The organism is Pseudomonas sp. NPDC098740 (genome assembly GCF_044760065.1).
Taxonomy (GTDB): Bacteria; Pseudomonadota; Gammaproteobacteria; order Pseudomonadales; family Pseudomonadaceae; genus Aquipseudomonas; species Aquipseudomonas rossensis.
The window spans coordinates 225375-249251 of the sequence record NZ_JBIWAM010000001.1 but is presented as its reverse complement, the minus strand read 5'-3'; the positions used below and the strand labels follow the sequence as shown (position 1 = coordinate 249251).

The following is a 23877-nucleotide window of genomic DNA, read 5'->3' as shown; positions in this document are numbered from 1 at the left end:
AGGCCCGGAGGTTCTACTAAACTACGCAGAACTACGCAGATTCAGTGAATGATTTCACAGTACTGCTAAAGTGAAAGCACGCGTCGCCACATGCTCCCAAAGCCTGTAATTTTCGAAGGTGGGTGGCTAATCACGGTGACGCCAACGCTCTCAAGCGAGGGCAGCATGAACTGAATCGCGTCATCATCGAGCGCGAGGGGCGGCAGACATGAGGTCTAAATATGATATTTGAGCCCAACAGTACCCGTTCCGTTCTCCAGCGAAGAAGCAGTACCAGTATCGTTATTCAAGCTGGTCTCGATTGTGTTGCGGTGACCGGTGTTGCATGGTTTTTGATCAATTATCATATCGGCTTCATAACGCAGTCCTATGTCATCCTGCTCCTGTTGCTGCTGGGGGCTTTGGCCGTCGTGTACGACCACTATGCCATTTACCGCAGCAATGTTGGTTTTACCGTCAAAGCCTTCAAGCTTTTGAAAGCATGGACTGCCACGTTTGGCTTTCTCGTTGCCATGGCCTTTCTTACCAAGCAAAGCGAACAGTACTCGCGTTTATTGGTCGGGCAGTTATTTGTTCTTGGATATTTTGCTCAGTTGCTTTTGCACCTCGCGACACGCGAGATGCAGAAGAAGTTTTTGGCCCACCCGACTCAATTGGAAAACTCGCTCATCATTGGCTCGGGCGAACTGGCCAGCTATCTTCACAAGAAGATCAGCAATAATCCCTGGCTCGGTGAGCGCATAGTCGGCTGTGTGTTGATTGGCGCGGACGATGATCGGGGAAAGGAAAGTCTGGAAGGCGCGCAACGTCTGTCGATACTGGGCGATATCTCCGACCTTGATGAGTTAGTTGTTAAACATGCCATTCGTACCGTCTATTTCGTGACCCCTCTGGGTGGCTCAGAGGTCATCCAGGACGTTTATTTAAGGCTGTTCGATAAACACATCTCTGTTAACTGGGTGCCTGACATTTTCTCGTTGCGCCTGATCAACCACAGTGTTCGCGAAATTGCCGGCATTCCCGTGCTGACCTTGTCTGAAACTCCGCTGATGGGGATGCGTCTGTTTCTGAAGAATCTTGAAGACAAAGTCCTGGCCTTTCTCATTTTGGTTTTTGCAACGCCAGTCCTGGTAGCCGTCGCCATTGCCATCAAGCTCGATAGCCCCGGCCCCATATTCTTTCGTCAGCAGCGCATGGGGTGGAGTGGAGAAGCTTTTCGGATCTGGAAGTTCAGAAGCATGGTCGTCCATCAGCCTGAAGACGGCATCGTCAAACAGGCGCAAAAGAATGACCCGCGCATGACCAGGGTTGGGGCCTTTATTCGGCGGACCAGCCTGGATGAGCTACCGCAGTTGTTCAACGTTTTGATGGGGGAAATGTCTCTGGTGGGGCCTCGCCCGCACGCTATTCAACACGATGTGCAGTACTCGCCCGATGTCTCGGGCTACTTTGCGCGTCACAACATTAAACCGGGCATCACAGGCCTGGCTCAGGTACGTGGCTATCGTGGTGAAACGAGGGATATAGATCAGATGATCCGGCGTGTTGACTCGGACATTGAATACATCAACAACTGGTCGCTATGGCTCGATTTCGTCATCCTTGTACGAACGGTGTTTGCCTTCTCCGGCAAGCATGCCTATTAGCCAGTCCTGAGTGCCTGGACGATCTCAATGGAGGTATATTTTGATAAGGCCGCCAAAACCCATTTCGCGATATCGATTAGCGATTTCCTCGTCACTCGGACCGTCCGGCAACCCAAGATGCCCATTCAAGTGCCATGAACGTGGTAATCGAGTTGATTTCACGCAACTTCTTGGCATCTGAAAATACAACATCGGGATAGCCGAAACGGATCGTGCTCCAGTAGCGTTTTCCTGCCCGGGTAATTACGCTCCCAAGATGGCATGCAACAATTTCATCCTCCAGCAATACCAGATCGAGCCGTCCGGCATTTTTTGCCACCCTTTGAACCTCATGCGATTCAATTTGAGAGGCGGCTGCTCCATGCCTTGCTCTGGCATAGGGCTGAAGCATTTCCCGATCTGCGATTTCAATTTCGTCGTCGTTCAAGGCCTGTTTCATACGATAGCGCAGCCGGTTTTTGCGCAGATTTCGACGTAACTCGGTATTGTATCTGGCCGTAATATCCTCAATTGACCTGCTCAGCGGAACGACAGCACTCAAATATTGAGGCACATACAATGCCCCCAAGGTCGGCATTTCACTGACCCACACCGTCCGGTCTGACGTGTCCAACTTCAACTGACTATCAACCGCTTGAGATTCAGCGCCCAGTAGAACCTTCACAAACTCCCGCTGTGTTTTCCTGCCCACATAGAGAATGTCGTGGAAGCTGTCTTCCCGCAGTCTGAACCTGACAATTTCCCAGCGCCAAAAACAGGCTCGCCCAAGAATATCCCGCAGCCAGGCAACAGCTTTCCTTAGCTCAAATCGCATCGAAGGCGATATTAACTTACGCATCAACTCTGCTATGTATTCTTTCATTTGGTTATTAGCACAATTCAAGGAAGGGGTATTTGAGCTTACAAATCAATAACCTGACTACTCGAAATGAGAGCTCGACAACTGAGCACATTATTCAAAATGTGCGGTAAACCCTAATTACGACACTGATACAATCCGCCATCTATTTTGAACACGTCACCTTTCCTTTATTCCTGCAGATCAATGTGCGCAACAGGAACATCGGATTACCCACCACATAGCGTCTGAATAATCGCTTTGGCTCACCTATCAGCCTGAACACCCACTCACAACCGAGACGACGCACCCATTGCGGAGCACGAGTCACCTTGCCGCCGAGAAAATCCAGAATTGCCCCTCCGCACACGACCAGACAGGGCACGCCGCTGACGGCTAACCTGGCAGCAACGGCTTCTTGCTTCGGCATGCCCATACCCAACACAACCAGTTCCGGCTGAAACTGCCGGGCAAGGTTTATGTAAGTATCCGCCGACGCGAAACCATGGTGAGCAGAGACTACATTGGCCGCAAATAGCGCCTCGCTACGCTGCACCGCGTTGGCTAGAAAGGGCTCTTCAGTGCCCCAGAAAGCCACGCGCCGGCCCTTGAACGCGGCCAGCAATTTGGGAATGAAATCGGTGCCATTCATATTTAACCCCGGCTCTCGGCCGAGGCGACGAAACAGGATGGCCATGCCGGAGCCGTCCCGTAATAACACGTCCGCAGCCAGCAGCGCGTTAAAGTAGTCGGTATTGGCCGCCACCAGATTCATGGCATGGGCATTCGCGAACCCAAGCACTGTCGTCACGTCAGCTCTGGATAACGCATCAATCAAGGCTTGCTCGTCATCAACATCGCTGACCACCCTGAGTTTCTGGGTAATCGTTTGCCAGCTGTGCTGCCAGGATAAAGCACGCATTAGCTGTCATCTCGCTTCGAACGCACCCATTCAACCTGGCGCTTAAGCAAAAATCCGAGATACAGAGGGATTTTCTTCAGCGCGTAAAACGGCGCATACAACAAGGCTGAAAAAGAAATAATCCCGCGACCAAATTGGCTCCATGCCAGCAAAATAGTGACACCCAATATTGCCACCCCGGAAGAAGCTACCAATGCTGGCGCCAACGCTCCCGACAGCATAAATACCAACCATGACAGACCAAATGCCGCCGCCAAGGCCAACGTCAATAACGCCAATGGAGGGACCAGCAAATCCAGCGTCATCGCCAGCAGACTCCCGTTACGCTGGCCAATCGACTCCACCAGCAACTTTGGCGTATCCCCAAGGATTACCCCTAGATGACCATGTTCCCAGCGCGTACGCTGGGTAGTTAAGCCTTCATCGCTGCGTGGAAAATAACTGGTCACCAGCGCATCGGGGCAAAACAATGGCGGCTTGCCGCTTCGGCATAAATCCAGGCCCATCTTCAAATCTTCAACGATGTGGCCACTGGCTAAATTGATCAACGTCAGATCCCGCCAGACGAAAGCCATTCCCGTGCCCATTAACTGACAGGGCAAACCAAGCCGGGTCCAACCCTGCGGCCGTACCCGATTCTTCACACACCAGGCAAACTCGGCAAGCCGCACTTTCAGCCCGGAACCTGCTGGAGCAAGCATTAAATTAAGTGCTTGCGCTGGCCGCCCTGAGTCGATGCAAAAGATTGCCAAACGCTCAATAGAACCCTCGGCCACCTGGCAATCCGCATCGATAACAATCATGACGTCCGGCGCATCGCTCGCCAAATGACGCACCCCACAGTCCAGCGCATAACCCTTGCCACGCTGCTGATCATTGCTGCGCTCCACCACCTCGGCGCCCGCCGTGCGGGCCAGCGCGGCCGTGTCGTCAGAACAGTTGTCCGCCACCACCAATAGGCGATCACCCGAAAGCAACTGCGGCCGAATGCTATTTAACGACGCGACGATGATCGAGGATTCATTGTGTGCCGGTATCAACACCGCCACCCGCGGTCGCGATCCTTGCGCCGACGAGCGCGACCGTGCAGGCAGGCAAGCCATCAGCACCTGCACAAACAGCACCAACACCGGCAGGAGGATGAGTATCAGCAGTGAGCTGAACAGCCAACTAAGTAATGTGATCATGCTTGCGCCCTAAACAAATTAGCCAACTTGGTCGCTTCGATATCGATGTCGTGTCGCTCCAGCACTCTCTGATAAGCCGCCTCGCCCATCCGCTGCAACACCTCGACAGGTTGCGCGAGACAGTCCGCCAGTGCCGCCGCCAACTCATCCACCGCTCCAGCGGGAAACAACCAACCGTTCTCACCCTGTCGCACTAACTCGGGAATGCCCGCCACATAGCTCGTCAGTACGGGTCGGCGCAACGCCATGGCTTCCATGATGACCACCGGCAATCCCTCGGCGAAGCTCGGCAATACCAAGGCCCGCGCCGCAAGAATCTCCGCCCGCACCTGTTCGCTGCTGATCCAGCCGGTAATTCGCACCCGCGCCTGCAAGCCATGCAGTGCAATAAGGGCTTCGATTTCCGCGCGCATTTCTCCATCGCCGGCCAGTACTATCTCGAACTCCACGTCTTGTGCTGCCAGAATGCGGGCGGCCTCAAGCAGCAAAAGCTGACCCTTCTGCTCACACAAACGACCTACACAAACCAAGCGCGGCGTGGATGGCACAGCAACGGCCGGCACATCGTGAAACGCGCGCTCCAGCCCACAATGCACCACCTTTACCCTTGCCCAGTGTGCATGAGCCACCCAGCGAAACAGCTGACTGCGCCCATAAGAACTGATAGCAGCGACAAAGGCCGCGCGCCGAACTTTCTCGCCCAAATGAATAAACTGCGGTTTGTCGAACTCTTCCGGCCCGTGCACGGTAAAACTGTACGCCGGCCCACCGAGCACATTGGCCAGCATCACCACCTCGGTTGAGTTAGTGCCGAAATGCGCATGCACATGCTCGGCCCCAAACGCCTGCAACCAAGTCAGCACGCGACACGCCTCGGACAAATAAACCAAATGATAGGGCCAGGGGCGATCGGCACGCTGGCCCATGCGTAGCGCCAGCCACAGCGCCGAAAAAAAGCGTCGCGGCTGGACGCGCAGCACCTGCAGCACAGGCACTAACAGCTCTTTGACTCCGCCCTGCAGCACATATTGGGTTTTATCGCGTTCGGACACGTCTTCGGCATCCACCAATTCGGCATCCCAGCCGCGCAGAGCAATGCGCTGCACCACAAACCCCTGACGTTCCAACGCCAAAATCTCGCGACGAATGAAGCTATGGCTGACTTTAGGGTATTGATTGATGAAATAAGCGATACGCATAGGAACCAGACTTAGTTGTCGTTGCGGTGGATTATTACTGCAAGTAATCCCACAGTAGTACAGGTATCAGGAACGTCAACTAGCCACACGGCTGCTGCTATAACTACCTATTAACACGCCATCTATCTTTTTAAACGTGTCATCCAGCAATTCATAGCGCCTGCGATACATGGCACGTTTTTTTGAAGCAATACTGTCGAGCGGCTTCCTGGACAGAATCATGGGAATCTCAAAAAAATCTTCGCGCTCTGATGGAGTCGCTCCATGCTCTAACCAGATCACATCATAATTTGCCGCCAGTTCTAGAGCTTTGTGAGCGCCAAAATACGGATGACGGTGGTGGCGATACCCATCCCCTACCGCATAAATTCTTTCAACACCGATATTAATGGCAATGTATTTAATAACTTCGATCAGAAAGCTTCTTGGCCGAAGGCCTTCAAAGTCTTTTGTCAGGTCCCTGTAGATACTCAACGACAGTTCACTCTCGACGCCTTTATGTATCCCTTGAACGGCGCCGATAAAAATACATAACTCAGTGTCCGTGCGACACAAGGTGAATGCTATTGACGCAATGCGCAGGTCACCCTGAAACAAATTCAGCACCAACTCCCCTTCACGCATAAACCATATCGGACGATCCAGCACCAGGGAACAGCCAGCCGCAAACTCCGACAAGTCACTCAGCATCAAGCTGTCACTTCGCCCCAACAGCAATAGCTGCGGACAGCTTTTGGTAACCACTTCGTAATGCGAGGCCAACACACTAAGTTTATTCTTGGGGCTCCAGTTTCTACTGATGTATGGCCAATGAACAACGCCTACACAATCCCCGCCTAACTTCTCAACACCGGACTTACCCAGAGCGCTCGACATACGCCCGCAAAACAACTTTAGCTCTGACCAGTTTTTTGCAACCAGAACCAACATTTTAAATTTATTATTCAATGCCCTTACGGAATACCCAGCGTGTAAAAAAAACACGCTCTTTAATATCAACCAATTATTCATATAAGTCTCACTTGTATTCGATCAACGCCGTCTTGCCGGCGCCGAATCTGTTCAGTAGAAACTTGACTTGCCCGAGCATCTCGGGAAATTTCCCCAGCACGAGAAAGAAAGCCCGCAGCCAGTTTTCGCGCGCGGATCTATCGCCCCCGCGGGCGAGGCGCACGACCTGCAATGGATAGACCAGCAGCACAAGCAGCCCAAACCATCCCGACACCAAACTCGCGATAACAGTTGCCAGCGGGACACCCAATCCCCAGAACCAGACACGGCGCGACTCACGCAACCAATGTTGCTCCGGCGCGGCCCCATGCAAAAATGCGCCCTCGGCAAAGGCATAACCACCGCGCAAGGTACGCTGCCACCATTGGCCGAACCGGCTCATGGTTGCATCGTGCAAGGTCATTTCCTCGCCCAGACGCCAGATCTTCCAACCATTCCCACGCAGACGTACGCACAATTCAGGCTCTTCCCCGGCAATAAGGCCCGGTCGAAACCCGGACGCCTCGGAAAAGGCGTCAGCCCGCATCAGCGCATCGCCACCGCATGCCTTGGCCTCACCTACCGGCGTATCCCATTCGAAATCACACAGTAAGTTGTAAACCGAGTGCTGCGGAAAACGTTCACGGCGCCGTCCACAGACCACCGCGACGTCAGGATGTGTATCAAGAAAGGCCTGCGCCCGGGGCAGCCAACCGCCGATAACCTCACAATCACCGTCAACGAACTGCACATAACGCATCGCCGGCAATAAGCGTTGCATGCAGGCAAATCCTTCATTGCGCGCACGCGCAGCCGTAAAGGGAATCGTCATGTCCAACTCGACCACTTCGACCCCAAGCCTCCGTGCCATCTGCACTGACCCGTCCGTTGATCCAGAGTCGACATAAACAACCTTCTGCGCCGAACCGGCGAGGGAAGTCAGACAACGTTCAAGCCGTTGGCCTTCGTTGCGACCGATAACAACGACACCCATCCCCATAGCCATGGCGTTCACTCAGCGACGCAATTGAAGTAATCCATCGGGTGGCTCATGAAAATTCCCTCGATTCTGCGTACTTCCTTTTCTTGATAGTCGCAGGCACGCCCACTGCCACCGAGTCGTCCGGTACATCGGTCAGCACCACGGCATTGGCACCAATCACGACATTGTTACCAATGCGGATATTGCCCAGCACCTTGGCCCCTGCACCGATATCAACATTGTTACCCATCACCGGAGCAATCGGCTCACTCACATTCTTGAGGCCCACGACGACGCCATTGCGGATACGGCAATCATCGCCGAACTGCGCAAAGCCACTGATCACGATTCCGCCGAAATGATCGATGACGAAGTTGCGCCCGACCACAACCTCACACGGCAACTCGATACCCGTGACGATCTGCACCAGTTTGAAGAGCACTTTGTATATAAAGGAGAACAACTTGCGTAACAGTGCCGGTCGCACACCGTAACGCCAGCGCCCAAAGCGATAAACCACCATCACCCAAAACCCCTGAGCCCCCCAATCTCCGGCGTATGCACGCAAGTCAGCACGTATGTTTTCGAACATAAATGGCTCTACCGTGTTGGTTGGCTAGCGAATTTGGTATCACGCAGCAACGCCCAGGTCACACGAGTATGCTGCCAACATGGCCCTAAAGCGGCCCGACCGCGGCCTTTCAATAGCGCCTTGAGCGCCACAATCAAATCACCCAGACTCACCAGTAGCATATGTGAGGCCAAACCAGGCAGACCGTGGTGCTTGCGGAAGTACAAAAGCTCACTTTCGATTTGTAACGTGGGTAGCTGGCGACTAGCCACATTGAGTGTGTCAACAGACTTGGCACTTTCACCGCCGATATGCACCACCGTGGTATGCGGGTAGTAAACGACCTTCCAGCCTGCCTGTTTAACGCGTTTGCAGTGATCTATCTCCTCGAAGTAAAGGAAGTAGCGCGGATCGAACAAGCCAACCTGGTCGATGACTTCACGGCGGATCAGGTAATAGCACCCGGGTACCCAGTCGCACTCACGCACCGAAGCATGATCCCAGGCCATGTCGTCGACCCTCTTCACCACAGGGAAAAAGCGTTCAAGCCCTGTATGCGAAAGAAAGACATTCAACGGCGTCGGAAAATAGCGACAGGAGGGCTGTAATTCTCCCTCTCGTCCAACCAACCGAACGCCAAGGACACCGCAATCAGGATGAGCCTCCATGTACTCGAGGGTCTTGCTCAGGGTGTCCGCAGCAACGAAGGCATCGGTATTGAGCAGCAACGCATACTTGCCCTGCAGGTGTTCAACCAATTGATTATTGGCACGCCCAAAGCCAACATTATTTTCATTGGCCAGTTGCAATGCCTCTGGACAAATAGTTGCCAGGCACTCCAGCGAATTATCGGCAGAGGCGTTGTCCACCACCAAATAGCGCGTGCGACCCACACTATTTGACTGGCGTAACGCATTAAACATCGGTTGCAACAGCGCCGCTGTATTGTAATTAACTACCAACACGTCAAGGGGCGCACTAACCATTGGGTTGCTCGCCAAAAAAATATTGCACTCTCATTTTTTTAAGCTTCGGCTCAAGTTCCGGATCGAATTCACCGCTGCGTTGCCTGATGAGGTCAATCCACGGGTAAGCGGCGCAACGTTCTTCGACTTTCGCCAACAGATCTTCCAGCGTACAAATAACCTTGGCTGGATTACCCGCAACCACTACCCCAGGCGGAACATCTTTCACCACTACTGCACCGGCTGCAACAATTGAATCCGGACCAATAGTCACACGGGGCATGATGATAGCGCCATAACCGATAAAACAATTATCACGTATATCGATAGGGCCGACAGAGTCAAGTTTTGTACCAAAGCGTACATCGAGCAAGCCGACTATTCCATCGTGACCGAACAGTGTGCAATCAGATAAAGCTATATTATTTCCGAGTCGTACTAACGTAGGGTCAGGTATGTTGCACCCAAGATTGATCCATACGTTTTTACCGACGGAGTGCAGAGATCCCCATCGAGCCAGGTGTTTAGCCCATTCGTACCCGTCCGGTTTACAGAATCTTTTATAGAGCGAAGTTCCACGCCCCGTTGTTTTGGCAATATGAGCAATAGTACGCTTTAGTAGACCAATCATCCTGTCAGCCTCAATAATTCAGCGATAGACATCTGTGCCAGGGTTAGATACACCCTGATTCTTCATTACCACTACCCTAAGAGTAGACGCTTCCCTAAAATCAAACACTCAAATAATCCACACATGCTCCCCCTCAGGAATATCTGCCCACCCCGGGCCCCATCTGATGGTTAAGATGATCCGCCAGCCTTAGAGCAAGTTGCAAAAGGGGCATCGTGGGGTTACAGGCACCGCCTGTAGCGAAAACACTGCTACCGGCAACGTAAAGATTCTCGACACCAAACACTTTGCAGTTCTCGTCGACCACGCCAAACTCAGGCGAAGTCGCCATCCGCGTGGTCCCCATATGATGAGCATGGGGATTGAGCATCAGTGGCAAATCGACGTCATACACATATTCTTCCAACTTGACGAAGCCCAGCCCTGTGTCGGCAAAACACTTTGCCACTTCGAGCCCTATGGACTTGACGGTTTCCCTGTCTGCAGGCGTTAGCTCCCAATGAATCTTGACCTTCCTCATCCCTAACGCATCTCGCTCGTCGAGCAATGAGATGCGGCTATCGGGGTTGGGAAACTGCTCGATCAGCGTGCCGAGCACCCCATCACCAGGGCAATCGAACTTGGCAATAAATTCAACCTTGCGCTCCGCACCCACTTCGCAAATGAGGTTCTCGAAAAAGCTCTTGATGGCAGACATTCGCCCATAAGATTTCACTTCAGCTACAAGCGTGGCCGTCACATTCCCTTTACCTGACTTGTGCTCCATCACGAATGCATCGGTCGTGAAGAACTCCTGCCGAGCATCTGCACCCTGCTCGTCTTTCAGGATGAAGTTTCCCATTTCGACGTTCAGGTGCTCCATAAAACATCTACCGACGAAACCATCCTTGCTTACGATACCGCCAGCTGCCAGAGACTCGCTGCTGAGCAGCTGCCTGGCATTCTCGATCGCGCCTGTCGCCAGAATGAATTGTTTTGCCGTGACTCGCTCTCGACGCAACTGGTAGTCCGAGACGACTATCGTTGCTATACGGCCGGTCTTGCTGTCGAACTCAAGATCGACGCAATTGCAATGGATGAAGACATCCAGCCCCTCGGTCTCATTAAGTTCCTTGGCATATTTTTGTGCAAATCGCGTCGGCGGGCTCAGCAGGAAACGATCAGCGTCAAAGTCGGTGCCGTCCAAAGTCGCATTGATAGCCTTGAATCCGGAGTGCGGTGGAAGATCGACAATATCCATGGCCGCCGACAGATTGCGCTCGATCTCGGAAAACGTGATGGGCCAGCCCGGCACGGGCACCGGAGGGCCTACGGTAAAGTCCGACTTTTCGAATGGACGGCATCGCCCGGCCCAGTGATTGGAGGTCCCGCCAAGATAACGCAGGCGTGTTTCATGAGCGTACATCTCGAGGCCTGATGATGAGACCTTGTAGAGGTTCTGCGAGGCTGACGAATACTCGTGCCCGCCACCCTCGACAAGCAACACACGCCGACCATTACCGGCTAAACGCAAGGCCAGCGTAATGCCGGCCGGCCCCCCGCCGATGATGCAGACGTCATAGTGGTCGCGGAGTTCTTTCTGCGATTGGTAGTCTTTGATCATGCGTGTGTTTGCCGAAAATGCTGGGCAGGCAGCACCCATCCGTTGATGACAACAAACTCGGATTTAGCAGCAGAGGGCCGGGCAACGGCTTTGGAAAAGCCGAATGTGAGACCGCCAATACTCAACAGAACAGAAGCCTGGAGGAAGCCTCTGCGCCCCATCACAGAGGTATTCAAATCAGTTTCTCTCATGATTCAAAGCTCCACGACACCGAGATTACGTTGGAAATTTCAACTGCACATCAAGGTCACATTTTTTTGGCAACCGCCATCAACACCTCAATGACGGCGCGGTGCCACAGCTTTGGAAACATCAAGAGAAATAGATCAAATCAGCCATTTAGCAAGATCAGTCAATAATTCCCCACACAAAGCCCCCACCACCAGCATTGGCAGCACTACCAGTTCACGCTTGAGACTCAACAGCCCCAGACGACAATTGACATAAAAAACCAGGATAAGCGTAGGAAACGTGTACAGGGCAGCGCCCCAAATCGCATATTCGACCCCGCCAATTGCCAGCAGCAGGGGCAGCAGCACCCACAACGAGACCACGCGAATAATGTTATCCATGGCCTGGTACTTGGTGAGTCCCAAGGCAATCCAGACCTGATTCGCCAGCATGTAGCGCATGGTGAAAAAAGAGAGCGAAAGAATGGCCATCATGTTGCCGGCCTGAGCGTAACGCTCATCGTACAAAATGCTGATGAGCAGTGGACTGCCGGTCAGGAACAGTCCACAGAGAAACAGGCAGGCAAGATCGATCATCAATTTCAAGCGGTGGTACAAAGCGTGGAGCCGTACGGTGTCATTAGTTCTTGAAGCCTCACTGAAGGCCGGCAAGGCAACGGCACCGGCTATCTTTTGCAGCGCAAGCTGAACAGCTCCCAAAATCAGCACGGCAATGGAGTAAACGCCCAGTTCGCTGGTCGTCATGCTGCCGCCGAACCAGATACGATCACCGTACATGGCCAATACGCCCACTGCCGACGACAACAATATCCAACGGCCGAAGCCGACTAATTCATCGAGCGCAGTACGCTCCCACCGTAGACGGTTAGAAGGGCCCTCAAACCAGAAATGCCCCAGCAGCGTGCTGACCATCGATTGGACCAGACCTGCAATCACCAGCGACCAGATGGACCTGGTGAAGTAACCGATGGCCAGCATGACCACCAGCCCGACGACCTGAGACGCAAACTCGGTGAGCACCACTTTCTTTTGTTGGAAAGCGCGCACTGCCAGGTCGATTTTGGTCGACTGAAAACCAACGATGATTGCCGAGAAACCGGTCACGGCCAATACCAGCGGCAACTCGGGTGCGGCGTAGGTGGAATTGGTCGACCACAGATTGAGGATCTGTGCATACCAGGCCAGCGCCGCGAGGAGAAGTGTCAAAGCAAAAAGGATAAAGCCGCGCACGATCTGCACGGTCCAGATGGTATTGAGAAACACCGGATCGTCGCCACGCGGGCTCTGGATGATGTTCTGGCGCAAGCCGACATCGGAAAGCATGTGAAGAATCAGCGAAACGGTGATGGCGATCATCATGATGCCGAACATCTCCGGCATCAGCAGACGGGCCATTATCAGGTTGCCGCCCAAGCGAAAGGCTTGAGACGTAACCAGCGCCCCCAGATTCCATGCCCCGGCAGAGATCGCTCGCTTACGAAGGCCCAACGTCGGCGACAAATCAACTAACGACATAGCATCATCCCCGGACTCAATGGCTCAAAAGGAACTATAGTCGCGTTTGACCATTCCACTAGCCGTCGCTCATCAATCAATAAGTCCAATCATCCATGCCTGAGCATTTCCGAGCGTTAATCGTCATTCTGGTCCTTACTGGCATCGTATTTGCCATGGCACGTCGACCAGCAGCAGACCTGATTCCCGACCGTAATTTCACTCGTCGGCGCAATCTGTGGTTCGTATTGACGCTTCTGGCATTTGTGTCGCACAGCTTCTGGGTGTACGCGGGCATTGCCGCGATCGTTTTGACCTTCGCACGAAATCGCGAACGCAATCCCGTGGCGCTATTTTTCCTTCTGGTGTTTCTCATCCCGCCGGCCACGGCCGAGATTCCGGGCTTCGGCCTGATCAACTATTTTTTTGCCCTTAACCATATTCGTGTGCTGGCACTGTGTGTGTTGCTTCCGGCTTTTTTCATTCTGCGCAAGCGCGCCGACACGGTCCCTTTCGGGCGCACCTGGCCTGACAAACTGTTAACCGCCTACCTCCTGCTGACGAGCCTGCTTTTCCTGCGCGAAACCACGGTCACCGACACCTTGCGCCAAATGCTCTACCTGTTCATCGAAGTTTTTTTGCCTTACTACGTTGCCAGCCGGGCGCTGAAGAACCTCAGCGACTTCAAGGACGCTCTGTTCGGTTTTGTACTCGCCGCCATGGTGCTGTCGCTTATAGGTCTCTTCGAATATGCCAAGCACTGGCAGCTGTACAGCGCGGTTGTCTACGCCATGGGCATGCAATGGGATCCCGGCTACTTGAGCCGTGGTGGCTCATTACGCGCCAGCGCCACTACCGGCCAGGCCATTGCGCTGGGCTTCGTCATCAGCGTGGCCATCGGCTTTTATCTGTACTTGCAGGAGGAGGTACGCAGCAAATTGCAGCGCAGCCTCGGCGCACTGTTGCTCGCCGGTGGTTTGTACGCACCGCTGTCGCGTGGCCCCTGGATCGGTGCAGCCGTCATGATCGTCGTGTTCATCGGCACCGGCCGTAAAGCGATCAAACGCCTGTTGCTGCTGGCGGCCGCCGGGGCGCTCGCCCTGCCCTTGCTGGCCATCGTGCCGGGCGGGCAAAAAGTGCTTGATCTGCTACCGTTTATCGGCACGGTGGACGTCGAAAATATCACCTACCGGCAGCGCTTGATTGATAACGCCGTGATCGTTATCCAGCGCAACCCTTGGCTGGGTTCTTTCAATTTCCGCAGCACACCGGAAATGCAGTCCATGATTCAGGGCCAGGGGATCATCGATATCGTGAACACCTATATCGGCATAGCGCTGTCGTTCGGTTTGATTGGTTTGACGCTTTTCGTGGTTTTTTTCGTCAGTGTCCTGCAGGGCATCCGTAAAGGGATGCGTTCGTTCCCCAACGAAGACGATGAGGCACGCCGACTCGGACGTGCACTTCTGGCGACACTGGCCGGGATCCTGATCACCATCGTTACCGTTAGCAGTATTACGGTAATCCCCGTGGTGTATTGGTCGGTGGCTGGACTGGGCGTGGCCTACGCTCAGATGGCACGCAGGTTCAAGCTCACCTCGACGGCTGTCACGGCGAGTGCCCATCTCCAACTCAGGTAGAACCCATGATCCAGTTGTTGCGCCGCCCCCAGATACTGCTCCTGCTGTTGTTTGCTATTTGGCCGTTTCGTACCTGGGCGTCGGACTGGGTCGTCAGTGTGGATGAGCGCAACGGCCTGCCAACGCTGATGCGTGGTGGCAGTCCGGTAGTTGCTACGACATTCTCGTTCTTCGGGCGCAACTGGGAATGGACGTATTTGCACACTGAATTCAAGGTAAACACCCCTTATCGATACTCCCTTGCTGGTAAAAACAAAGCGCTGGATTTCGACTTGACTGCGCAGATTCAGAAGCAAAACGAGCAAAAGCTGATCTGGAACTTTGCCCTGGATGCACACAGCGGGAAGTCTGGCGTTTCAGGTGGAGGCATCGTCTTCGAATTCGACCCCGCTCTTTTCGCTGGAGAAATGGGCGAGCCCACTTTGCTACCCGACAACCGCGGCTGGTCCTGGGGCAATGCACAAGGTCGACGCATCGAAATGCGCTTCGAGCCCGCACTGGCGGGTGTGTACTTTGAACCGGGCAGCAAATCCGAGATCCGCGCTTTTTTCTACAAGGACACAATCAAAACTGGTCGTCAGGATTTCACAGCCACCTTGAGCGTTTCGGGCGATGTAGCGGTCGGCCCGACCACTACCGAGCGCTTCGGGCTGTCGGACCCAAAGAGCTGGCCGACTGACAAGCTCGACTTGAAAACCTCGCCGGTCGACTTGTCCTTTCTCAACGCTCAGGAAAAACCTGCAGGCAAGCGCGGCTTCATCAAAGCCTCCGGCGAGCAATTGCTATTTGCCGACAACACTACGGCGCGTTTCTGGGGCACCAACCTTTCGGCCTACACGCTGTTCCTCACGCCAGACGATGCAATCAAGCAGCAGGCCAAACGCCTGTCGGCACTGGGCTTCAATCTTGTACGGCTGCACCACCATGACTCGCCATGGGTCTTGCCGAACATCTTTGGCGACGGCAGGGTTACGCGCAGCACCCAGCAACTGAGCCCGGAATCGCAGAAAAAAATCGACTGGTGGATCAAGTGCCTGAAAGACGAAGGCATTTATGTGTGGCTCGACATGCACGTCCAGCGAGTCTTTACTGAAAACGACAACATTTATGGCTTCGATGAATTGCCAAAAGAAGCGCAGAATTTTACCTATCTCAAGGGCTATTCCTATGTGAATCTCACCATTCAAAAAGCCATGAAGCGCTTTACCGAAGCCTACCTGACCCATGTAAACAGCTATACCGGCCTCGCCTACAAAGACGACCCGGCGATCGCCGCCGTACTGATTACCAACGAAAACGACGTCACCAACCACTTCGGCAACGCCCTGCTGCCAGACAAGAATCTGCCCAAGCACAACCGCATCTATATGGCGGAGGCCGAGGCCTTTGCCAAACAGCACAATCTGTCTGCAAACCAGACCTGGCGCTCCTGGGAGCCAGGCCCCTCCAAGCTGTTCCTTAACGATCTGGAGCGGCGTTTCAACATCGACATGATTCAACACCTGCGTGGAATAGGCGTGAAAGTCCCCATCGCCACGACCAGTAGCTGGGGCCGTAATGGTCTGAACTCCCTGCCGGCCCTTACTGCCGGCGACGTAATCGACGTCCATAGCTACGGGGGCTCGGGGCAGATAGAGAAAAACCCGCTCTACAGCGACGGCATAGTGAATTGGATTGCCGCCGGCCAGGTCATCGGCAAACCCTTGACCGTCACCGAATGGAACAATGAGCCCTTCCCGATTCCAGACCGTCACTCGCTGCCACTCTATATCGCCGGCACCGCCAGTCACCAAGGCTGGGATGCACTGATGCAATATGCCTACAGCCAGGAGCCATTCGGGGGCCAAGGGATGAGTGCCAACAACTGGCACGCCTATAACGACCCTGCAATGCTGGCCACCCTGCCCGCCGCCGCCTTGCTTTATCGCCGCGCAGACGTTCACGAAGCAACAACGACCTACGTCTTCGCGCCGACGCCAGCCACCCTGTTCAACCGAATGATCACACCGGCCAGCTCTGCTTTCCTGCGCACAGCCATGGAGAAAGGCAAGCTGGAAATCGCGATGCCACAGACGCCGGAATTGCCTTGGTTGCAACAGAGCGCTATCCCAGGCAATGCACAGCAATTTCATGACCCTGACCAGTCGCTGCTGGATGCCAATGCCAGCGAGTCCACGACCGACACGGGAGAGCTAAAGCGCAATTGGAAACAAGGTGTTTACACCATCAATACGCCGCGCACGCAGGCCGCTACCGGCTGGATCGGCGGCGAATCGATCAGCCTTGGCAACATTAAGGTTCAAGTGAAGACCGCCAACGCCAGTGTGGTGGTGCAAAGTCTGGACGACACGCCTTTGGGCCGATCGCAGGACTTACTGATTTCGTTAGGCACCCGTGCCATCCCCCAGGACGGCGACAAAATACCTTTTTATGTTGAGCCCCTCGAGGGCACGCTAACCATCCAGGCGCCGCAAGGCTTGACACTGTTCACCCACGGCATTCAAAGGCAGATGAAGAAGCTGCCCGCGACCTACCTTGATGGCCGCTATACAATCAAGTTCGACGGCTTGCAGGCGTCGAACTGGTTGTTCTTGAAAAAAGACGTCACGCAAGCACAACCTTAGGCGATGCGCAGCCGACCTCAACTAGATGGAATAACACCTTGGCGGTGTTGTTCCGCGAGGGCTATTCAAAGGGCGTCAAAATCAAACGACGGAACATAGCCTGAGCCGAGCAGATGTGGACATTTCGACGATACAAAATCATCACTTAATAAATCATCCGCACTTTTATACTTGTTCGTGAAAACCCCGGTGATATTTAAAAGAGTATGCGGCAAGGAGGATATGCTGATTTTCTGACTTTCTCTTTCCTTCAATTTTAAAAGCTTGAGCGATTGCTCGCTTGAAATATTATCGGATGCCCAGATAAATGCCGAAACCGGGAGATCGTATTTATTGCCAATCCCATGCCCCAGTAGTCCTCTACTATCATCCATCATGTTTTCACCATGATCCGATGAATAAAACAAGACGGATGGTTTCTTGCTTGCCTTCAATTGATCAATAAGCATGCTTAATAGCCAGTCTGTATATAAAATACTATTATCATATTCGGCGGTAATTTTGTCTTTGAAGCTGTCTGTTGACGGCTTGAACTTATCGAATTGCTCTGGGTATCGGCGTGAATACTCGAAATGACTACCCTTGACATGAATGAATATGGCTTTCTTTTCTGTATCGCCTTTATTTAGTATTTTTTCATATTCTGCAATCAATGCACCATCATAACTTCTCTCAAAATATTGACGATATTGTGCCTCTGCAGCTATTTGTGGAATTATTCCGCCAAAACTATCAACCTCCTGTACGGACAACCAATAGGTCATGTACCCGGCTGCGCGATAAATACTCACCAGTGATTTGGTTGACGCAATGGCGCCCCAATCCGATATAGGCTCAAGGCTCAGCATTGAAGGGACCGCGAACGAGGTATAGGGGGCTGTCGTGCAGATCTGATTGAATTTGAAAACCCCCGCCTGCTTACCGAGATTCGGGGTTGTTTCCTTGTTGTAACCGTAGAGGGACCAGTTGTGCGGCCGTGATGACTCACCGATCACAAAAACAATGGTTTCTATATTTGATTGATTCGAGATGCTGGTTATTATTACGTCAGACTCCCGGCGACGCTTGATAAGTTCCTCCGTCCCCGAATACAAGTTTGCAGTAAGGGCAATTTGCGATAAATAGCCTACTGGCGTACTTTGATCTTTTGCAAGGAGATCCATGACTGCAGATTTCCCGAAAGAATTAAGCTTGACGGTTTTATAGAAATACGCCCCATACCCCACTAGCAAGGCGCTAACAACCAAAACAAAAACACCTTTGTTTTTATATAATTCGCGCTTATGCAGGCCTATTAACCCAAGCCCATAGCAAAATATGAAAATCACCAAAACAATACTGATGGGCTGCCAATAGGTCGGTAGAAATTCGCCGACCTCCTGATGATTTGTCAAGCCAATAAATATATAGGCAGCTGTTAATCTCGAATTGAAATTCAAAACCAAAAACAGATCAATGGCTGCTACTAAATAGAACGGTAGCAGAACAAGGTGAACCTTGAATTGATTGGATGAAATAAATCTAATTGCCAACAGCCATAACACCGACATACCAAGGGTGTAAAAGACCAACAAATCAATTTTAGAGTATTGATAGTTTGTTAGCGTCCTGACAAACAACGGTGATAGCAGAAATGACCACAATACTAAATTTGGCCATTCTGCTTTTATGCTGAATCCGGCAGAGTTTTTCATTTGATAATTATTCCCGCAGAATGCCCAAACCTCCTCAAAGGGTAGCTCCGATTGGCGCGCTCACTGTGTCTTGCTCGAAAATTCTCTCCTTTGGCGCTCCAAACGTAGCGAGTCTCGGCTATTGCCAGCAAGCTTGTAGCGAAAAGTCGAACTTGTCCTTTAATGTAATGGTCAGGTCGGATCGCACTGACGTTGCAGCCTCTGCTTGCACAGCAATAGTCGGAGATCAGGATGAAATTTTTGGTGGTGGGTGGCGCGGGTTATATCGGCTCGCACATGGTGAAGCAGCTACTGAGTGCAGGTCACGATCTTGTGGTGGCAGACAATTTCTCAACGGGGTATCGCAGCGCGTTGAGGGGCGGGACATTGGTAGAACTGGACATAGCCGACGAACAGGCGCTGGATGCCCTGTTTGCGGGACACCACTTCGATGCCGTGTTCCACTTCGCCTCCTTTATACAGGTGGGCGAATCCGTCGCTGAACCTGCCAAGTACTATCAGAACAACTTCGCTGCCACCCTGACGCTGCTCCAGGCGATGGTTCGCGCCGGGGTTAAAAACTTCATTTTTTCCTCGACCGCCGCCGTCTACGGTGACCCGATGTATGTACCGATCGACGAGGAGCATCCCAAGGCCGCGATCAACCCTTATGGACGCAGCAAGTGGATGGTGGAGCAGATGCTTGAAGATTTCGACCGCGCATACGGGCTGAAATCGGTCTGCCTGCGCTACTTCAACGCCGCCGGAGCAGACCCCGAAGGACAGTTAGGTGAACGCCATGAACCGGAAACCCACCTGCTGCCCCTGATCCTGCAAGCAGCCTCCGGACGGCGCGCAACCATCACCGTCTATGGCCGTGATTACGACACGCCTGACGGCACTTGCATTCGCGACTACGTCCACGTTGTCGACCTCGTTGCAGCTCACGCACTTGCCGTGGATTATCTGCTGGCAGGGGGTGCAAGCACCGCGTTCAACCTCGGTAACGGTCAAGGTTTCTCAGTACAGCAAGTGATAGATACCGCGCGCTACGTGACCGGCCAGGATATCTCTGTCAGCGAAGCGCCACGTCGCGCGGGCGATCCACCACGCCTTGTGGCCGATCCCCGCAGGGCCAACACATTACTTGGCTGGCAAGCGCAATTTGGCTCACTTGAACAGATAGTGGCGCACGCCTGGAGCTGGGAGCAGAAGTACCCTTGGCACTGAGCGTCGGCGCTAGCCAATAGCGCCGACCTCCTGCTGGTGATGCTCTAATAGTAAGAGCGGTTTTCGGGCTCGGCTTTGTTCAACACCGTGCCAATCAGATTGGCGGTCCCAAGATGATGCAGGCTTTCCTCGATCTCTTTCTTGCTGTTCAATCCATTAGCGACAACGAGCAAGACGCAGTCGAACCTGGGCAGGACGTTAATCACATCATCCGAACTCAACAACGGCGGCAAGTCGAAAATCACGATGCGTGAGTTGTAGCGCTCGCGCAGATCAGCAATCAAATGGCTCACTGCAGGCGATGACAACACCTCGGTGGAAAGAGGAATCGGCTCACGCGTCGGCAGGACCACAAAGCGCGGCAAGGTCGGATTGACCAGTACTTCTTGCAGTTCAGCTTCATCTGCCAACAATTCATTAAGCGATTTATCCATCGGCAGACCCAGATACTCACCCACCTTCGGACGACGCAAGTCGAAGTCCACCAGTAACGCCGTCTTGGTCGTGTGATGCGCGATACTCATTGCCAGGTTTATAGCCAACACCGTCTTGCCTGCCCCCGGAGTCGGCGAAGTGATGGCGAGCGTGCGCCAGCCATTTTCTTCCATGATTTTTAGAACTTGTGTACGCAGTAGATCGAATGCCCCACCCATATTCGAATTTTTGTTGTAAGCCACAATGCGGTTGCGCTCAAGGTGATCTGGTCGCAAAGGTACAACCTTGGTTTGCACATAACTGAGTGCATTCAGACCTGTGGACTGCGTGATCGGTGTCATGGCTTTTGACGAGGTCTGTTGCTCGGCTTTTTCGGTATCGGGATTGATTATTTCCATGGCTATATTCCTTATGCAAACCGGCCCAGAGCTTTAAACATCAGAAGATCCAGAGGCATGTAGAGGAAGTGCAGGAGCACCAGAAAAATCGCGATTATCACGACTCCACAGACGATCAATTGCGCTCGCCACTTCCTGCGGCGTGCCAGTTCAGCCTTGGTATGAATGTAGGGAATGGAAACCAATACGCGTCTACCCAGCACGCTGGCCAAGGCCTGGGCACCGCGCACACGCTGACTCATCATCTCGAGGAGCATCACCAGCGCGCCAGCACCCACCGGGGCAAGCAAGAAACCCATGGCAACCACTTTTTTACGGTTCGGCCGTACCGGCTTTTCGGGCATCAGCGGTGACTCCAGAAGAACAAAACGCTCGGCTTTGTTTTCCTGCTCCAGGCTTTCGGAAATTTTCGCACCCATTTCCTTCGTGCGAATCTCCTCATATTTTTTACGAGCGTTATCATGGTCACGCATCACCGTGACCAAGCCGCGCTCGACTTGCGGCGTCTCAAGAATTTGCGCCTCGTATTCGGCTATTTTTCCGAGTATTTGCTGCTTTTGATCGGCCAGCGACTTGATACGTGCTTCTGCTGCGGAGATCCGCGTCTGGGCCTTGGCAACGTCCAGATTGACCGAAGCCGCTGCACCATCAGCACCTTTGCCAGCCTTAAGTGCAGCAATTTTGCGTTTGACGGCACGCACGTCGGGGTGGGCTTGCGTATACAGCGACTGCAACCTGGTGTACTCCGCTTTGAGGCTAGCCAGATCCTGTGGTTTATCAACTGCCGCACCGGGTGCTCCAGGCTTGGTCGCTAGCCCGGCATTCGCGGCGGAAAGCTCCAACTCATTGAAGCGCAACTCCTCACGGGCAGTTTTGTAGTCACGGTCGACCTCTTTAAGCTCGGTTTCGGCGCGCGTCAACATATTCATGCGCAGCTCTTGATGCTCGGGCAGCGCGTTGCTGTGTGCCTGCTTGAAGTCCGCCAACCGGTTCTCCAGGGCTTCCAGCTCCACCCTGAGCTTGTCCGCCTCCTGCGTCAGGAACTCTGTCGTTTCACTGGCGCGTTGGGTGCGCTGCTTGATGTTTTCATCCAGAAACAGCGTCACCAGCTCCTTGGCAACTTTGTTCGCAATCTCTGGCTGCCTGTGCTCAAAGGAAAGACGGAAAGCAATCGTCACCTCTCCGCGCCCCTTGACGACAGCACTGACCAGGGAGACCGCAATCGCATTGCGCATTTCTTCGATCTTCTCGGTAACGCTCAGTTGTCGACTTTGCGAAGCAAAAAGATTGTATTTGTCGATAATCCCTTCCAGATGCTCACGGGTCATCACGCGCTGGCGAATGACTTCGATGCGCTCATCGGCAAAGGTATTGTTGTTGGCCGCCACCAGGTCTGGCGAAATCTGTTGAGACTCCACCAGAATCGTGCCGGATGACTCATAGGTCGGCGGGAGAGAGATCGCTACCGCTATGCACACGCCGAGTATGACCACGAAACTCACGATCAACAGCAGGGCGTGGTGCTTGATGATAGCTAGGTAGTCGTTGAACGACATTTCGTATTCAGAGGCCATATTTCTCACACAGCTGAATGTCAGAGACCGGGATAACTATAAGTCAACGTCAGCCCGACGACGTTTGCAGTGGCATCCGGCAAGCCATCTTGCTGGCGTTGTTTGTATGTGTAGGATAGGCGTGCAATCCAAAAAGGCGAGAGTTCTTGGCTAAACCAGGCACTGTAATTTTGCAGGGTATTCGGCGTCCGGCCTTTGGCGTCTTGCCAGGAGACATCGAAACCGGTGCGCCGGGTCTCATCGACGGCATAGCTCCATGTACCCCTCAGGGCATCAACCTCGACGAAACCACCGTCCCCGCTGGCGAGAGTGCTACGACTCGCGTCGATGCTGGTATCAATACGCTCACCGGCATATTGCAACATTAAACCGCCCTGGCCTTTGGGGCCGCTACCTGTGCCGGAGACTTGGTTGAGACCCGCGTAGGCCGTCCCCTTAAGCCGCTCGGAGAATTGGACATTCAAGCCGACCGTGGGGGTGTAGCTGTTTGAGGAAGCCACCGCAGACCCCTCCGCCGGCTCATAGCGCCTCACGCCAAGACGGGTGAACAGCTCGACCTGCTCACTCCATGCATAGTTCCAGCTGAAGCGGGTCGCCAGCTCGTCATAGTCGGTCAGTGAATCAACATCGTAAGTGACATGAGTGTAGTCAGTCTCGTTAACCAGGGTACTTCGCTCGCTGAGAGCAGTGCTCCAGTTGCCGCCCACCAAATACATCTTTTGCGTGCCATCAGAGGCAACTACGCCGGTTTCCTGAACCACTGTGGAAAGCGTAGAGTTTTCTTCATATCTCGCCGTGAGTCCAAAAGCACCCGTTTCGGTCTCGCGCTGCCACCCCAACCTTAATCTGGGATCTTCACGGTCCGAAACGATGGACGTATCCGACGAACGCACGATATTTAACCCGAGACCGAACTGGAACTCATCCCGTCCGGAAGTACCCACGAGGCTGTAATCGGGGGCGATGATGGTACGGGTCACCCCCTTCTCATCACTCGTGAGCAGCAGGGGATTGCTGTCGTACTCGACCGTCGAAGGCACTGCTATTGCTGATTGCCAGGTTGCAGCATAGGTCATGTCCGACC

At 53.4% G+C, this 23877-nt stretch carries 19 protein-coding genes and 1 pseudogene; 4 read left to right on the top strand and 16 right to left on the bottom strand.

Translation table 11 applies throughout. The annotated features are described in order from the left end of the window. The first annotated feature begins 221 nt into the window (after nucleotides 1-221). A complete protein-coding gene (locus ACIQU2_RS01260; protein WP_403137860.1) occupies nucleotides 222-1646 on the top strand; it encodes an undecaprenyl-phosphate glucose phosphotransferase in 1425 nt (474 codons plus the stop codon). A gap of 27 nt (nucleotides 1647-1673) precedes the next feature. Here the strand turns inward: ACIQU2_RS01260 and ACIQU2_RS01255 are convergent. From ACIQU2_RS01255 to ACIQU2_RS01200, 12 genes and pseudogenes are all read right to left on the bottom strand, one after another. Beyond that, nucleotides 1674-2508 (bottom strand): annotated as a pseudogene (locus ACIQU2_RS01255) (hypothetical protein); the annotation flags it as partial. 142 nt (nucleotides 2509-2650) lie between these two features. Next, nucleotides 2651-3406 (bottom strand): WecB/TagA/CpsF family glycosyltransferase, encoded by a 756-nt coding sequence (locus ACIQU2_RS01250; protein ID WP_403137858.1) that lies wholly within the window; start codon nucleotides 3404-3406, stop codon nucleotides 2651-2653. After that, a complete protein-coding gene (locus ACIQU2_RS01245; protein ID WP_403137856.1) occupies nucleotides 3406-4593 on the bottom strand; it encodes a glycosyltransferase family 2 protein in 1188 nt (395 codons plus the stop codon). Before ACIQU2_RS01245 ends, ACIQU2_RS01250 begins: the two co-directional genes overlap by 1 nt. Continuing rightward, nucleotides 4590-5792, bottom strand: a complete 1203-nt coding sequence (locus ACIQU2_RS01240) for a glycosyltransferase (RefSeq protein WP_403137854.1) — start codon at nucleotides 5790-5792, stop codon at nucleotides 4590-4592. The genes ACIQU2_RS01245 and ACIQU2_RS01240 overlap by 4 nt, the downstream gene beginning before the upstream one ends. Before the next feature lie 75 nt (nucleotides 5793-5867). Further along, on the bottom strand, nucleotides 5868-6803 hold the full coding sequence (locus ACIQU2_RS01235; RefSeq protein WP_347804469.1) for a DUF535 family protein: 936 nt from the start codon (nucleotides 6801-6803) through the stop codon (nucleotides 5868-5870). A 7-nt stretch (nucleotides 6804-6810) separates the two neighbouring features. Next, a complete protein-coding gene (locus ACIQU2_RS01230; protein ID WP_403137851.1) occupies nucleotides 6811-7788 on the bottom strand; it encodes a glycosyltransferase family 2 protein in 978 nt (325 codons plus the stop codon). Between the two features lie 43 nt (nucleotides 7789-7831). After that, nucleotides 7832-8356: a serine O-acetyltransferase gene (locus ACIQU2_RS01225; RefSeq protein ID WP_129436669.1), complete on the bottom strand. Its 525-nt coding sequence runs from the start codon at nucleotides 8354-8356 to the stop codon at nucleotides 7832-7834. 8 nt (nucleotides 8357-8364) lie between these two features. After that, the gene (locus tag ACIQU2_RS01220; RefSeq protein WP_347804472.1) at nucleotides 8365-9321 is read right to left on the bottom strand and encodes a glycosyltransferase family 2 protein; all 957 of its coding nucleotides are present in this window, start codon (nucleotides 9319-9321) and stop codon (nucleotides 8365-8367) included. Continuing rightward, the gene (locus tag ACIQU2_RS01215) at nucleotides 9314-9931 is read right to left on the bottom strand and encodes an acyltransferase (protein WP_347804473.1); all 618 of its coding nucleotides are present in this window, start codon (nucleotides 9929-9931) and stop codon (nucleotides 9314-9316) included. Before ACIQU2_RS01215 ends, ACIQU2_RS01220 begins: the two co-directional genes overlap by 8 nt. 133 nt (nucleotides 9932-10064) lie before the next feature. Next, a complete protein-coding gene (locus tag ACIQU2_RS01210; protein WP_347804474.1) occupies nucleotides 10065-11534 on the bottom strand; it encodes a GMC family oxidoreductase in 1470 nt (489 codons plus the stop codon). Beyond that, nucleotides 11531-11725, bottom strand: a complete 195-nt coding sequence (locus tag ACIQU2_RS01205; RefSeq protein ID WP_347804475.1) for a hypothetical protein — start codon at nucleotides 11723-11725, stop codon at nucleotides 11531-11533. Before ACIQU2_RS01205 ends, ACIQU2_RS01210 begins: the two co-directional genes overlap by 4 nt. 135 nt (nucleotides 11726-11860) lie before the next feature. Beyond that, entirely contained in the window at nucleotides 11861-13240 is a 1380-nt protein-coding gene (locus tag ACIQU2_RS01200; protein WP_347804476.1) for an oligosaccharide flippase family protein, read from the bottom strand. 95 nt (nucleotides 13241-13335) lie between these two features. Between ACIQU2_RS01200 and ACIQU2_RS01195 the strand changes: the two genes are divergently transcribed. Together ACIQU2_RS01195 and ACIQU2_RS01190 are read left to right on the top strand one after the other, a co-directional pair. After that, complete coding sequence (locus ACIQU2_RS01195) at nucleotides 13336-14859, top strand: O-antigen ligase family protein (RefSeq protein WP_403137844.1); 1524 nt, start codon at nucleotides 13336-13338, stop codon at nucleotides 14857-14859. Nucleotides 14860-14864: 5 nt separating this feature from the next. After that, nucleotides 14865-17483 (top strand): glycosyl hydrolase family 5, encoded by a 2619-nt coding sequence (locus ACIQU2_RS01190; protein ID WP_403137841.1) that lies wholly within the window; start codon nucleotides 14865-14867, stop codon nucleotides 17481-17483. A 65-nt stretch (nucleotides 17484-17548) separates the two neighbouring features. On the opposite strand, the gene ACIQU2_RS01185 is transcribed toward ACIQU2_RS01190, so the two are convergent. After that, a complete protein-coding gene (locus ACIQU2_RS01185; RefSeq protein WP_347804479.1) occupies nucleotides 17549-19177 on the bottom strand; it encodes a phosphoethanolamine transferase in 1629 nt (542 codons plus the stop codon). A 231-nt stretch (nucleotides 19178-19408) separates the two neighbouring features. On the opposite strand from ACIQU2_RS01185, the gene galE reads away from it, so the two are divergent. Further along, the gene (galE, locus tag ACIQU2_RS01180; protein WP_403137838.1) at nucleotides 19409-20386 is read left to right on the top strand and encodes a UDP-glucose 4-epimerase GalE; all 978 of its coding nucleotides are present in this window, start codon (nucleotides 19409-19411) and stop codon (nucleotides 20384-20386) included. A 44-nt stretch (nucleotides 20387-20430) separates the two neighbouring features. On the opposite strand, the gene ACIQU2_RS01175 is transcribed toward galE, so the two are convergent. From ACIQU2_RS01175 to ACIQU2_RS01165, 3 genes are all read right to left on the bottom strand, one after another. Next, a complete protein-coding gene (locus ACIQU2_RS01175) occupies nucleotides 20431-21162 on the bottom strand; it encodes a CpsD/CapB family tyrosine-protein kinase (RefSeq protein ID WP_347806453.1) in 732 nt (243 codons plus the stop codon). A gap of 68 nt (nucleotides 21163-21230) precedes the next feature. Further along, complete coding sequence (locus tag ACIQU2_RS01170; RefSeq protein WP_347806452.1) at nucleotides 21231-22793, bottom strand: lipopolysaccharide biosynthesis protein; 1563 nt, start codon at nucleotides 22791-22793, stop codon at nucleotides 21231-21233. A 20-nt stretch (nucleotides 22794-22813) separates the two neighbouring features. Then, entirely contained in the window at nucleotides 22814-23869 is a 1056-nt protein-coding gene (locus tag ACIQU2_RS01165; RefSeq protein WP_403137837.1) for a hypothetical protein, read from the bottom strand. Nucleotides 23870-23877 lie beyond the last annotated feature (8 nt).